At 33.3% G+C, this 12,764-nt stretch carries 14 protein-coding genes; 6 read left to right on the plus strand and 8 right to left on the minus strand.

Annotated features, from left to right (window positions below; translation table 11 throughout):
- Positions 1-30 precede the first annotated feature (30 nt).
- Positions 31-777, plus strand: coding sequence for a tRNA (cytosine(32)/uridine(32)-2'-O)-methyltransferase TrmJ (gene trmJ, locus A1D26_RS02995; RefSeq protein WP_157402626.1), 747 nt, complete (start codon positions 31-33; stop codon positions 775-777).
- A gap of 11 nt (positions 778-788) precedes the next feature.
- On the opposite strand, the gene A1D26_RS03000 is transcribed toward trmJ, so the two are convergent.
- The 7 genes from A1D26_RS03000 to A1D26_RS03035 all read right to left on the minus strand — a co-directional run bounded on the left by A1D26_RS03000 (position 789) and on the right by A1D26_RS03035 (position 7,071).
- Complete coding sequence (locus A1D26_RS03000) at positions 789-1,085, minus strand: hypothetical protein (protein ID WP_157402610.1); 297 nt, start codon at positions 1,083-1,085, stop codon at positions 789-791.
- A gap of 87 nt (positions 1,086-1,172) precedes the next feature.
- Complete coding sequence (gene argG, locus A1D26_RS03005; RefSeq protein WP_157402611.1) at positions 1,173-2,504, minus strand: argininosuccinate synthase; 1,332 nt, start codon at positions 2,502-2,504, stop codon at positions 1,173-1,175.
- Positions 2,505-3,001: 497 nt separating this feature from the next.
- The gene (locus A1D26_RS03010) at positions 3,002-3,340 is read right to left on the minus strand and encodes a type II toxin-antitoxin system PemK/MazF family toxin (protein WP_157402612.1); all 339 of its coding nucleotides are present in this window, start codon (positions 3,338-3,340) and stop codon (positions 3,002-3,004) included.
- Positions 3,340-3,588, minus strand: coding sequence for an AbrB/MazE/SpoVT family DNA-binding domain-containing protein (locus A1D26_RS03015; RefSeq protein ID WP_157402613.1), 249 nt, complete (start codon positions 3,586-3,588; stop codon positions 3,340-3,342). Before A1D26_RS03015 ends, A1D26_RS03010 begins: the two co-directional genes overlap by 1 nt.
- A 533-nt stretch (positions 3,589-4,121) precedes the next feature.
- The gene (locus A1D26_RS03025; protein WP_157402614.1) at positions 4,122-5,318 is read right to left on the minus strand and encodes a MobA/MobL family protein; all 1,197 of its coding nucleotides are present in this window, start codon (positions 5,316-5,318) and stop codon (positions 4,122-4,124) included.
- Between the two features lie 144 nt (positions 5,319-5,462).
- Positions 5,463-5,825 (minus strand): hypothetical protein, encoded by a 363-nt coding sequence (locus tag A1D26_RS03030; protein ID WP_157402615.1) that lies wholly within the window; start codon positions 5,823-5,825, stop codon positions 5,463-5,465.
- Between the two features lie 511 nt (positions 5,826-6,336).
- Complete coding sequence (locus A1D26_RS03035; protein WP_157402616.1) at positions 6,337-7,071, minus strand: thioredoxin fold domain-containing protein; 735 nt, start codon at positions 7,069-7,071, stop codon at positions 6,337-6,339.
- Positions 7,072-7,953: 882 nt separating this feature from the next.
- Here A1D26_RS03035 and A1D26_RS03040 point away from each other — a divergent pair.
- From A1D26_RS03040 to A1D26_RS03060, 5 genes are all read left to right on the plus strand, one after another.
- Positions 7,954-8,334: a hypothetical protein gene (locus A1D26_RS03040; protein WP_157402617.1), complete on the plus strand. Its 381-nt coding sequence runs from the start codon at positions 7,954-7,956 to the stop codon at positions 8,332-8,334.
- Positions 8,335-8,666: 332 nt separating this feature from the next.
- A complete protein-coding gene (locus tag A1D26_RS03045; protein WP_157402618.1) occupies positions 8,667-9,017 on the plus strand; it encodes a hypothetical protein in 351 nt (116 codons plus the stop codon).
- A gap of 92 nt (positions 9,018-9,109) precedes the next feature.
- Entirely contained in the window at positions 9,110-9,433 is a 324-nt protein-coding gene (locus tag A1D26_RS03050; RefSeq protein ID WP_157402619.1) for a hypothetical protein, read from the plus strand.
- A gap of 333 nt (positions 9,434-9,766) precedes the next feature.
- A complete protein-coding gene (locus A1D26_RS09750) occupies positions 9,767-10,021 on the plus strand; it encodes a type III toxin-antitoxin system ToxN/AbiQ family toxin (RefSeq protein ID WP_157402620.1) in 255 nt (84 codons plus the stop codon).
- A 390-nt stretch (positions 10,022-10,411) separates the two neighbouring features.
- The gene (locus A1D26_RS03060; RefSeq protein ID WP_157402621.1) at positions 10,412-11,203 is read left to right on the plus strand and encodes a hypothetical protein; all 792 of its coding nucleotides are present in this window, start codon (positions 10,412-10,414) and stop codon (positions 11,201-11,203) included.
- 104 nt (positions 11,204-11,307) lie between these two features.
- Here A1D26_RS03060 and A1D26_RS03065 read toward each other — a convergent pair.
- Positions 11,308-12,764 (minus strand): hypothetical protein (locus tag A1D26_RS03065; RefSeq protein ID WP_232516791.1); only part of this gene is annotated, 1,457 nt, incomplete at its 5' end.

Below are 12,764 nucleotides of genomic sequence, written 5' to 3' on the forward strand. Positions count from 1 at the left end.
TAACCTATTGATGCAATTAGTGATCTAATGATGAACTTACTCAAGCAAATTCAAATTGTACTTGTCGAAACTTCTCACAGTGGCAATATCGGCTCAACCGCTCGGGCAATGAAAACAATGGGGCTATCACATTTACGCTTAGTTTCGCCAAAACAATCAATTGATGAACAAGCAGTTGCACTGTCTGCGGGAGCAAAAGATGTGCTTGAACAAGCTCAAATTTTCAACCGCTTTGATGATGCTATTGCCGATTGTCAATTAATTGTAGGAACAAGCGCTCGTTTACGCCATTTACAAAGCAGTTTAATTGAGCCAAGAGCGTGCGGAGAATTGGCCATGCAACGAGCAAAGCAAGGTAAAGTTGCCATTGTCTTTGGACGAGAGCGAGTTGGATTGACAAACGAAGAATTATTAAAATGCCACTATCATTTAAATGTACCAACAAACGCTGAATATGGTTCATTGAATTTGGCGATGGCTGTGCAATTAGTAAGCTATGAAATAAGAATGGCGTGGTTAAATTTAACCAAGAATATGCAAAATGATCAGCAAAACTTACCGCTTACAGAGAACACTAACATTAGCTACCCTTCTGCCGAATCATTAGCACATTTTTTCAATCATACTGAGCGGTTATATCGTGAGCTAGGGTTTATTCGTAATGATGCCGTAATGTTAAAACTCCGCCGTCTTTATCAACGCTGTGAACTAGAAACGGCGGAATTGAATTTACTGCGAGGAATGCTCACTGCAGTAGAAAAAGGGCTGAATAAGTAAGATCTTTCCACTTACTCGCTGATATGAAGGCTACATTCGTAAATTTTATGACCTTTTGACAATAGGTTTTGACCTACAATAACAGTCAGATGATGTATGCCGATTGGTAAACTTGGTAAGTTGATCGCATTTCTAGAGACGCGACCTGAATCACATTGCCCATTTTCAAGTTGTAATTCCCAGACAATTTGCCTTTTTTGTGTTGGATCAGCAAAGAAAAGCGGAATAAAAATAGGTGAATTTTGTTTAAATTCTTTTGATACAGGAACAGCTAGACGACCTAACTTTGTTTTTCGTGTTTTTTTCATAACATTTCTTGAGACTGGAACAGAAATATCTCAAATAATTAAATCGCACTTAATTGATAACAAATCATTAAGTGCGATACTATTTGATTATTGATTACCTAATTGCGGTAATACATTATTTTGTACAGATAATAAACCAGTGTCGGTATAAATACCCAATTTATTACGAGTATCAACAATATCTAAATTACGCATTGTTAATTGACCAATACGATCTGCTGGAGTAAATGGTGCATCTTCCACTTTTTCCATACTTAAACGTTCTGGCTCGTAAGTGAGATTTGGTGATTCCGTATTTAAAATCGAGAAGTCGTTACCACGACGTAACTCAAGCGTCACTGTACCTGTAATTGCTTTTGCAACCCAACGTTGTGCTGTTTCGCGCAACATTAACGCTTGTGGATCGAACCAACGACCTTGATACAATAAACGACCTAAACGTAAACCGTTAATGCGGTATTGTTCAATCGTATCTTCGTTGTGAATACCAGTTACTAAACGCTCATAAGCAATATGCAATAATGCCATTCCCGGTGCTTCATAAATACCACGGCTTTTCGCTTCAATGATACGGTTTTCAATTTGGTCTGTCATACCTAAACCGTGGCGACCACCAATGCGGTTTGCTTCAAGAATAAGTTCAACAGGATCTTCTAAACGTTTACCATTTAATGCAACAGGAACACCTTCTTCAAAAGTTACTGAAACAGTTTCAGGTTTAATTTCAACATTTTCGTCCCAAAATGCTACGCCCATAATTGGTTTTACAATTTTAATGCCTGTGCTTAATAGCTCAAGATCTTTTGCTTCGTGCGTTGCACCTAACATATTTGAGTCTGTTGAGTACGCTTTCTCTACTGACATTTTATACTGGAAGCCATTCGCAATTAAGAATTCTGACATCTCGTGGCGACCGCCAAGTTCATCAATAAACGTTTGATCTAACCAAGGTTTGTAAATTTTTAACTTAGGATTAGTTAATAAACCATAACGATAAAAACGCTCAATATCGTTACCTTTGAAAGTACTACCATCACCCCAAATGTTTACATCATCTTCTTTCATTGCTGCAACCAGCATCGTTCCTGTTACTGCACGACCTAACGGGGTGGTATTAAAATAAGGCATACCGCCTGTTGAAATATGGAAAGCTCCACATTGGATAGCTGCAATGCCTTCGTGAGCTAATTGGCTACGGCAATCAATTAAACGAGCATTTTCTGCTCCATATTCCATCGCCTTTTTAGGAATAGCATTGTAATCATCTTCGTCTGGCTGCCCCAAATTAGCCGTATAAGCATAAGGTACAGCTCCCTTTTGACGCATCCAAAGTAATGCGGCACTGGTATCTAATCCGCCTGAAAAAGCGATTCCAACTTTTTGGTTAAGAGGTAGAGTTTCTAAAATTGTTGCTGACATAGGGCTTCCTATTTTTAGAGTTAATATATGAAGAAAAAGTGACACGCGAAAACGATTGCGTTCGGGGTGCATATTCTAGCTTATACGAGGAAATATGTGAAATAAAAACGTCGAGAAAATAGTTTATCCAGTGACACTCACAGGCTGAAAAAGTAATTCAAAATCAAAACTATGTAGCTGATTTTATTAATCTGTTTAGGAAAATATTGTAGATACGTTCTGAGGCAGTATAGAATTTTTCTTGGGTAGTTCAAATCCTTGCTTTGATAAGGTTTCTGATTGGCCCCCTACCGAACCTGAATAAACCAAGCTAAAGCCTTTTTATATATGGTGTCTGTTGACTTGATTTATTTATAAACTACTAAACGTACTACTAACTTTTAAAATCAACGCTAAAAAGGATTAGTTAAGTAGGCTTAATCTATCACGTTAATCATCACTTCTAAATCTATGGATTTATTCACACTTTCCAGCTGGACTACCTTTAAATTAACAAATCATTCGGATAAGATAGCTTCTATTCTTAATAACACGTCTTCTAAAATAAAATCAGGAACTTTTTCTTTGCATTTTGCTTGGCGAGCTTTCCAATCTAGCGATTTTAATTGATGACAATGAACCGCACCTTGAGTATGTAAGCCACTTCCCATTAAGGTGACCACTGTACCAAATGAACGAGAATGTACGCCTTGAGAAATTGGACAAACAAAAGCTAAACCACGCTCATTAAATAGTTTGCTACTTACAACTAAGGCAAAATGTTCCCCTTTCATTTCTTTTCCACTGGCAGGGTCAAACTGTAAATGAATAATATCACCACGAGCTGGAATATACATTATACTTTCTCCAATCCGACATCGGTTAACTCGTTCCAACCTTCAACCCTTGGAAACTCTTCAGGCATTTCGGCAAGTAATGCTTTTAAATCATACTGCTTCTTTAGTTTAGCAGGGCGAAGAATTAAGCTATTATCTAGCACTTCTACTGAGCAAAGGTCATCTTCTCTTAAATGAAGCTGTGCTAAAAGTGTTTGAGGAATACGTACTGCGGCACTATTTCCCCATTTTTTGATCTGAAGTTGCATTTTGTTATTCTCTCTATTGAATAATGTATATACACAATATCAACAAAAAACTAGAAATACAACTATATTTTCACTAAGTCATATACTACGCCATAATCGGCTATACTTTCTGCTTGTTCATTAAAGAATTGCATATAGTCAGATAATCTAGGCTGTTCGACTTTTGGAGTTCTGCTGGTCATCGCCAAAATATGAGAGATTTGAGTGGTACGATAAATAAGCTGAAAACTTATTCCGAATAGAATCTTTGATATTATGTCTAAAAAATAAAAAAGTTAGTAATAATAATCACCAACTTTTATATAAACATAAGATTTTTATTTGAGTGTTAACAATACTATTATGGTCTTATTTTGTAAGATTTCCTGCGGTTAATCTCGTCCTTTAGAGCTTTAAAATAGTCACAGTTTATATTTTTAACCTCACAATCCTGTTTTAATTGGGTATATAGCTCATCTATTTCATTGCTTGTTAACCTTTTAATGATAGCTATAAAATCATTAATATTCATAGTTTCTATTTTTTCTTTAATTTTATTTAAATACATATTTTGATCCACCACTTTTTTTGCCAGTATTATTTTCATATGATTCTACTAAATGATAAGGAATACAAAACTCTTTTATATTTAATTCAAGAGAGTCAAACCATTCGGAAAAATCATAGTTATTTGATTTGCTATATTTTTCATAGCTTTTGATACTTTTCTTATTTGAATTAATAATTCCATTAACTCTTTTTCTTTTCCACTCCCCGTAGTTAATTTTTCCAGTTGCTTTTGAAATGATAATTTGTCTAAAGAGCTGTACTTCGAAAGATAACCCTCTAATTCTACTTCTAACTCTATTGATTGAATTTTTAATAGTCTTCCTAATTCTATCAAATGGATTTTTTCCTCTTCTACATTTATAGTAGGAAGTTTCTCTCCCATTAATATATTTTGATTCATTTTTAACCTCGTTGTTAGTTTTATCGTATTTTTTGATTATTTCATCTCTAATACGATTTTTTTCTTCTCTTACTGATGATATGATATTTTTATTATTATAAATATCTTTTGAGCTAAAATGTGTTCTAAAACGCATTAAATTTGAATATAATTCCATATTTTTAATGTCATTGTTTTTCTTTGCTTCTTCATAAAGAGTAGAATAACTCTTGCTTGTTATTTTATCGACTCCTTTACTAGAAAGAATTTCATTACTTTTACACTCCCATTTCTCTCTCCATTTTAATAATAAACTTCTATCATTCCAGTCCCTTCTTTTTTTGCCAAATATTATATCTTTTTCATTTAACATAATTTCTCTTAATGATAACATAACGTGTGCATGTATATTATCTGGGTTTTCTTTAGGTTGATGAATAACAATATCTGCAATCATACCTCTTGATATAAATTCTTCTTCGATAAAACTTAATAATAAATTTTCGTTTTCTTCTAAGGATAATTCCTTATGTAAAGAAATTTGTAATTCTCTAGCTCTTTGAGAGTCTTTACGGCTTTTACTTTCAAACTCATCAACAGCCTTCCAAAAATGCACTGGTTCAATATGCAATAGATTAAGTGATTTAGGCTTTAAGAAAAAGGAACGCAATAATCCGCCTTTATGACTGTAATCACCATGTCCTTCTATTTTAATTCTATGTCTATATGCACAAGCATGTGTCGCATCTAAAACACTATTTTTTCCACCAATTATTTTTGCTTCCAAATGAAAAATAGCCATAATAAATAATGAAGTTACTTCTTATATTTTCATCATAAGATAAATCATTACTAGTTTTTGAATTTATAAATAAATTAACAGAAAAACTTCTCTCATTAACATTGGTTAATATAATGAATTTAAAATAATTCTCGAAATGCCCGCTTATACATTGCTATGCAACGTGCGGGGCCTAGCGGCACTTAATTCTTTTAATATATTTATCATAAATAATTTCTCCCTATCCAAGAAAGACAATCTCACCATCAATGTATTGATATTATTATCGAAGTACAACCCGCCACCAAAACTGTTAAAGCTATTAGCACCACCCAGACTGACTCCCATACCCCCTACAACATTTCGGGCTAAATTCGCATTTCGAGCCTCACGAGCATCACGATTTTCTCTTTCTTCCGCATAATATTGTAATATCGCCATACGCTCACGCTGCATATCCGCTTTAGCCGACCAATCCCGCAACGCCTGCAAGCCTTGCTCCGCCACACTCGGAAATTGTTTCGCCAACGTCCATGTCTGGTTATGATTGAGCTTGGATTTAATATTATTTAGATGGGGTAATTTATTATATATGAGTGTATCAGTAGCCCACTTTCAGGGTTGTTGGTGTAATACTGTTTTGGAGCTAAAGCAGAGTTAAATTTTTCTAGCGAGCATAATGACATTGGTTAACGTACAAATTACTTATAAAAGCTATGAAACGCTTTATAACGAGGCACTAAAAAAATAATAATGCAGAAGATATAGAAGTTTATAGCATTCTAATGCGTACTAAAACGCATTGTAGCAATGCAGAAACGTTTAAAAATTTAGAGAGAACAAAATAAGAGATTCGATTCTAAGTGGGATGGAGCTCTTAGCAAAAAAATCTGAATCCAGCAACACCCCAAAAACCGTAAACACATACAACATTGGTTTGATGCTGGATAAATTAAACAATAAATCAGCCCTAGAAACTAATAACATCACTAACGCTTACAAGTTTAAGATTCATTAAAATTTTTGAGCATAAATAGATTTATTTTTTAATTTTGGTGATTGTTTCAACTGCTTCAAATAATTTATCTGGAGGAAGATAACCAGGAATTGATTCCCCATTCGCAAGAATGATGAAAGGAGTACCTGACACACCGAAATCATCACCGAATTTATAGTGCTGTTTTACGATATTAGGCTCTTTTAAGTTTTCTGGCATTTTACCATTTTCAGCGTCTGTATAAGCTTGTGCAGGATTTTCTGCAGTGAATATACTTTCCATACGCATTGCAGTAGGGCTATCTAAACCTTCACGAGGGAAAGCTAATAATTTGACAGTAATACCTTTTTCATTGTATTTAGCCATATCTTTGAATAACTTTTGGCAGAAAGAGCAGGTAATATCAACGAAAGCGTGAACAACGTGTTTTTCTTCAGTTGCTTTAAACACAATAGCTGTCTTCTCAATTTCAGCTAAGCCTTTCAAAGCTGATTTTTGCGTTAAATTAGAGAAAGCTCCGTCTTTAAAGCCGTACACAGTCCCTTCAATAGCGTATTTACCGTCTTGAGTTAATTGTAATTTTTTACCATCTTTAGTGGTTACTTTAACTAAGTTTAAATAATCTAAAGGTTCAACCTTATAACCTTCTGTGATTCCGATAACCGCTAAAGATTTAGCGAGTTCTGGGTATTGAGCTGCAGAAGTTTCAGCAGATGCCATAGCGGTGGTAGCTGTGAATAATGTTGCGATGGCTAAAAAAGTTTTACTTAATTTCATTTTGAATCCTTTATTTACAAATATAAAAAGTGGAAGAAAACCCTAACTCAGTTTTCCAAGCTGGCAGTTTTTACTTGCTTCGACTTTGAATAACTGTTGTCATTTTTTAATCTATTCTTTAAATAGAATAAAATTAAATCAACCTTATATATTTGTCAAGTTTTCAAGAAAGCCTTCTTTATGTTAAGAATTTATTCTAAGAGGAGATGTTTCGTTCATATTCATAGTACGCCCCTCTATTTTAATGAAATTCTCTTTTTTACTGAGGTTATAATTCGTTAACTTATTTTACAATCATGTTTTCTTGTTTATTGATTGAATTTGATATGGAGTATTTAGAATATCTGAGAATAAATCTAAGAATGAGATAATATTTAATACAATTAAGATGAGAATTAAACAAAAAATAGGGGTTAGATGCTCGTTTTAAATCTTTTGAACAAGAATAAAAAAGCCACTTAAGTTACATTAAAAAGATTTCACAAATGTCAAAAATTAAGTTAATTGTAATGGCGATATATAAAAACTCGTCATAACACAAAGAGAATAATTAACATAAGTACTACTCGAAAAATAGTATGATATATCAAACTACAATAACAACACAACCAAATCTTTAAACAAACGAAAACAAAAAACGTTTTAAAGGACGACCATATGAAAAACCATTCAAGCACAAACCACGCAACAGAATCAATGTAAACTGTGATAAATGATTCTGACTCAGCAAACATAGTAACATTTTATTCTCCCGTTCCCGAAACAATGATTGAATGGGGAGAAGATGAAATTCAAGAATTATCTGATTTTTTCTTGCGTTCTAAGGTTGAAGATTAAAGCTTAAAGCTTGCCACACATTTATCTATTAAAAAGGAATGTTTTATGAACAATTGTAATATTTTTTTATTAACAGACTCAACAATAGAAATCAAAAACGCTATAAACAAACTTAATTTAGAAAACGACATAGCTTTAAAAAGCTTGTTTAACAATAAGCTTTTTAGTAATGCAGAGCATTTTTCTTTAATTGAAGATAAATCCAGCTTATATAGAAAACTATTAGAAATTTCAAAAGAAACAAATTCAGAAATTATTCTTATTCAAGAAGATTTTATTGATAGCGACCCACCTTATTTAACAAAAGTCAATATAGCTCCAAACGGAATTTCTACGCAAGTTTGTGCAAGTATTCAGTGGGGAGATAAAAAACCATTTGATTTGAAATCAAAAACCACCAAAAAATCAATCAAGAAAGACTGCTAAGTTAGGTGTTTAATAAAAAGCTTATTATAAAAACACCTTCGAGTAATTGATGGTGTTTTATACTTGAATACATCTGGGGAGATAAAGTAAACCTATTAAAATTACTCAAATTCCCCTTGACTTCAATCTCAATATCGGTTAAAATTCACTCAATTTAAAACAGAAAAGTTTTAAAGAAATTAAAAAGCTTTAAAAGCTTTACATATTTTAGTTAAACATTGTACAAGCAAGGAGTACAAATATGAAAATGAAATTAAACAAAATTGTGGCATTGACATTGTTAGGAGTGGGTGTGCTTGGCTGTGGCGGGGAAATATGAAATTACTGAAGAGATGCTTAAAAAAGATGAATTAAAAGCTCCTGATTTCTACGCTGAAAAAAATAAAAATAAACACATTCAGCATACTGGAACTGATTGGTACTTCGAACATCGTTACGGTACTCCAACTAAAGAACGACAGAAAGACTGGTTAGAAACAAAAGAAAAATGGTTGGAAACTGAAACAGACAAAAAAGAATACGAAAAAATAAAATCCTGGCTCTCTCAAAAAATCTCTCAAGAAAAACTCAAACAAGCTCTCAAATTAACCTCTCATCTCAACAAAAACACTAGCAAAACTCTCTCTCAAGACGAAATCCAAGCTCTCAAAATCGAAACTCAAGTTCTACGCAACAATTCTTAAACTATTTGATTTATAGACCAAGCAGATACGGAACTCTATATCAAGATAAATTCCGTTTTCTCTACAATCGATCAAAAGATTTAATTATTTTAATGATCGACAACAAAGTAAAAGATAAAGAATTATTAGATATGACATTAGAGTATCGTAAAACTCTTGAAAAGGAATTTTTATACATTCACAAAATCGAAGCAGGTGTTTTTGACTCAGTATTAGAAACTGCATTAATGGATAATTTTCCAATCTTTACTGAAGCAAAAAAAGCAAATAAGCCAGTTCACAAAATGCCCGAGTACAAAGAAGCTCATAAAGAAATCAACAATCGTGATGATGTGAAGAAGTTTGATATTATTGAGCAACACTACAAAGACACTAACAATTTGCTAGAAAAATACATAAAAGTAGAAGTATATTAAATCTACATCAATATGGCGGTATGATTTAAAGCAAAACAACAGACAGACGAATGATTTTTATAGCATTCGTCTTTTCTTTGAAATTTTTGTGATTTTTTACTTGATAAAACGGTTATAAAACACTATAATAGTATCAAAGGTGGTGATTAATTCATTGCTTTTAAAAACTGGGGTCTCACTCCCATAAAGGTGAAGCTTTAAAACTGGGGTCTCACTCCCATAAAGGTGAAGCTTTAAAACTGGGGTCTCACTCCCATAAAGGTGAAGCTTTAAAACACTAACAAAAGGCAGTTTTTTACAAGACTGTCTTTTGTTTTTATAGAAAGGAGAAGTATGGATTTTTATATAATTTCAAAAGATTATGTTGACTACTTAAAATCCTTAGATTATAGGGTTTCTAACAATTACGACAACAAAACAAATAAAAAGCCTTATACTGGAGTTGTTTTTAGTAAAGGGTATTACTCATATTACATTCCATTAACTTCCGACAAAGAAGAAAAATACAAGAATCTCCCAAGAGATAGGGCAACTGTTCATGATTTATATGAAATCACAACTATACCATACCCTCTATTTTTATCGTAAAGAGCTTGCTCTAGGTTTGGGTTGTCTAAGAAAAATGCTTCTTTTAGTTTTTTAAGTTTCATGCTTGCGTAATGGGGTTAACTAGATAAAATTAAAGCCCACTTAAAAGCAGGCTTTAATTCTGTTGAGTCTTCTAATTATTTAAGGTGGGGCGAACTCTACCTTCCACAAATTTCTGTTGAGTCTTCTAATTATTTAAGGTGGGGCGAACTCTACCTTCCACGAGTTCATTATATGATTTAAATTGTCATTTTACAAGCGTTTTTAATTCTTAGTCCTATTAAACCCCCCCTCAAACTCCTCTTGACTTCACACTCAATATCGGTTACAATTCACTTAAATTTTAGTTAAACAATGTACAATGCTTTTTAAACTTCAAAGGGGTATATTATGAAAGCAGTAAATAAAATCAAAGTAATGTTAGGGATTGGTATCCTAATGTTTGGCGGAAATGCTGTAGCAAGCACAGAAACTTCATTTAGAGTAGAACATTCAGAAAAAGAATTAAATCGACACATTCAGCATACTGGCACTGATTGGTACTTCGAGCATCGTTATGGAGTTCCAACTAAAGAATATCAGGAGCTGTGGTTAAAATATGTAAACTCTGAAGAGAAATATAAACCAAAAATAAAAGAATGGCTCTCTCAAAAAATCTCTCAAGAAAAACTCAAACAAGCTCTCAAGAAAACATCTCCTCTCAATAAAAACACGAGCAAAACTCTCTCTCAAGACGAAATCCAAGCTCTCAAAACTGAAACTCAAGCACTTCGTCAACAATTCGCAAACTATATCGCCTACGCAACAAGACGTGAACCAAACAAACTATACCAAGATAAATTTCGCTTCTTATATAATCGCTCAAAAGATTTAATCATTTTAATGATTGACAATAAAGTAAAAGACAAAGAACTATTAGAAATAACACTAGAGTATCGTAAAGCTCTTGAAGAAGAATTTTTAGAAGAAAATAGAATGGCAGGAGTGATATATGCAGATTATGAGCTTAATCACAAAGCAAAAAACTTAAAAAGAGGCGACCCAAAAATCAATGAAATTCGTGCAGAAATTCAAAATAGTGAGGGGCGTAAGAAGTTTGATATTATTGCGGAACAATATAAAGGATTGAATGAAAATTTACAGAAATATATTGAATTACAAAATGTTAAAATTGTAAACTAAGTTATATCTCACATAAATTTAAAGCCCTGTTTTATAGCTATACAGGGCTTTTTGTTGAGTAAAAAATATTTGAAATAAAATCAAGTTTTCAAAGGTTTTTGTATTTACACATCCATTCCTTGTTTGTTTCTTGAGTCATTACCAATCTCCTGCTCCATACGCATTTTCTCTTCCTGAGTCATATTTCTTTCTTGTTGAGCTAAAATAATCTTCTGCTCTTCAATACTCGCTGTGGTATTCTTTTCGTTCAATGCTCGTGGCGAATGGTCTGCAGTGCGGTTAGGCTCAACTCTATCTAAAACATCCTTTTCTTCACGCTTTCTACGCTCTTCATCTTTTTCTTGTTCTGTTTTTTCTTGCTTATAGGTTAAAGTTGGTTTAGGGGTAGCAATAGCAGAAACTAACGATGCTTGCGAATCAGGTTTACCCTTGTTTTCAGGGGCAAGTTCTTGAATGGGAGCGGCTTTGGAAGCATTTAAGTTTTTATCCCACATAAATTGTTGCTTCCGATTAACTTTACATATATTATCTAAAGCAGTACCCCCTTCAATATTATCAACCCCCGCCTTTAAAAGCTCTTGATCGCTTAAAAACTTATTAAGGTCTTGTAATGGTACATTTTCATTTTCCGCCATTACTTTAGCATCTCTTTGTCTATACTTAACTACAACAGCAGTTATCAACTTAATATCATCTGTAGAATAACCTTTACTGGATAAATATTCTGCCATTTCAGTGAAAGATTTATGATTAGCTAATCTATCTAAAACTCCCCCATCATTTAAATTATATCCAATAGATTTGAGATTACCTTCTTTTACACTATCAACAAAAACCCTAAGATGTGAATCACTAATTGAGGTTGTTTTAGTATCGCCAACTTTATCGTTTTCATTTTGTATATTTGTTGATTGTCGCGATGATTGTTTACCCCCCTCGTCAAGTTGTCTACCTAAATCCTCCATAGCATACTTAGTTTTCAGAGGTTCATCAACTAATGAATATCGGCTTTTATATTTTTCTTCAAACTCTTGCCGAGCTATCTTAATAGCCTCTTCCTTAGATAAACTTTTATCATCTCCCCGAAGTTTATCAGCGTATCTTTCCAGAGGATCTTTTTCCGTAATCGCATTACTAACATTGGTTATAGCATTATTAGCTTTATCAACAACTTTACCTTTATTTTTTGGACTGAGATTACCTAAATCATCTTTACTAACCCTAAAAGCTTCTGTCGCTCGCTTCCAAGATTCTTCATTAACAGCTCCCTCAGCTGTCATTTTGCCAACTTCATCAACACTAAACTTTATACCTTCATTAGCTCCTGTCGCCATAACAGCAGCTAAACCATTATCTCTTTTCGGGTCGGGCTCATTATTGACAGCGTTTGCTATAAACATAGTTCTATAATCTCTAACATCAAGAGAATAATTCAACTCGCCCTTGTCATTATACAACCGCTTATCAATAAACTCAGATGTAATCTCATCCAACCGCATCTCCCTATCCAAGAAAGACAATCTCACCATCATCGTATTGAGATTATTATCGAAGTACAACC

The sequence above is a fragment of the Ursidibacter maritimus genome (assembly GCF_009761395.1).
Taxonomy (GTDB): domain Bacteria; phylum Pseudomonadota; class Gammaproteobacteria; order Enterobacterales; family Pasteurellaceae; genus Ursidibacter; species Ursidibacter maritimus.

Excerpts from the sequence above, each read along its gene's own strand:
- A1D26_RS09750 (WP_157402620.1), top strand. The coding sequence starts at position 9,767 with ATGGATTTTTATATAATTTCAAAAGATTATGTTGACTACTTAAAATCC.
- A1D26_RS03035 (WP_157402616.1), bottom strand. The coding sequence starts at position 7,071 with ATGAAATTAAGTAAAACTTTTTTAGCCATCGCAACATTATTCACAGCT.
- argG (WP_157402611.1), bottom strand. The coding sequence starts at position 2,504 with ATGTCAGCAACAATTTTAGAAACTCTACCTCTTAACCAAAAAGTTGGA.
- A1D26_RS03040 (WP_157402617.1), top strand. The coding sequence starts at position 7,954 with ATGAACAATTGTAATATTTTTTTATTAACAGACTCAACAATAGAAATC.
- A1D26_RS03000 (WP_157402610.1), bottom strand. The coding sequence starts at position 1,085 with ATGAAAAAAACACGAAAAACAAAGTTAGGTCGTCTAGCTGTTCCTGTA.
- A1D26_RS03025 (WP_157402614.1), bottom strand. The coding sequence starts at position 5,318 with ATGGCTATTTTTCATTTGGAAGCAAAAATAATTGGTGGAAAAAATAGT.
- A1D26_RS03045 (WP_157402618.1), top strand. The coding sequence starts at position 8,667 with ATGCTTAAAAAAGATGAATTAAAAGCTCCTGATTTCTACGCTGAAAAA.
- A1D26_RS03050 (WP_157402619.1), top strand. The coding sequence starts at position 9,110 with ATGATCGACAACAAAGTAAAAGATAAAGAATTATTAGATATGACATTA.
- trmJ (WP_157402626.1), top strand. The coding sequence starts at position 31 with ATGAACTTACTCAAGCAAATTCAAATTGTACTTGTCGAAACTTCTCAC.
- A1D26_RS03010 (WP_157402612.1), bottom strand. The coding sequence starts at position 3,340 with ATGTATATTCCAGCTCGTGGTGATATTATTCATTTACAGTTTGACCCT.
- A1D26_RS03060 (WP_157402621.1), top strand. The coding sequence starts at position 10,412 with ATGAAAGCAGTAAATAAAATCAAAGTAATGTTAGGGATTGGTATCCTA.
- A1D26_RS03015 (WP_157402613.1), bottom strand. The coding sequence starts at position 3,588 with ATGCAACTTCAGATCAAAAAATGGGGAAATAGTGCCGCAGTACGTATT.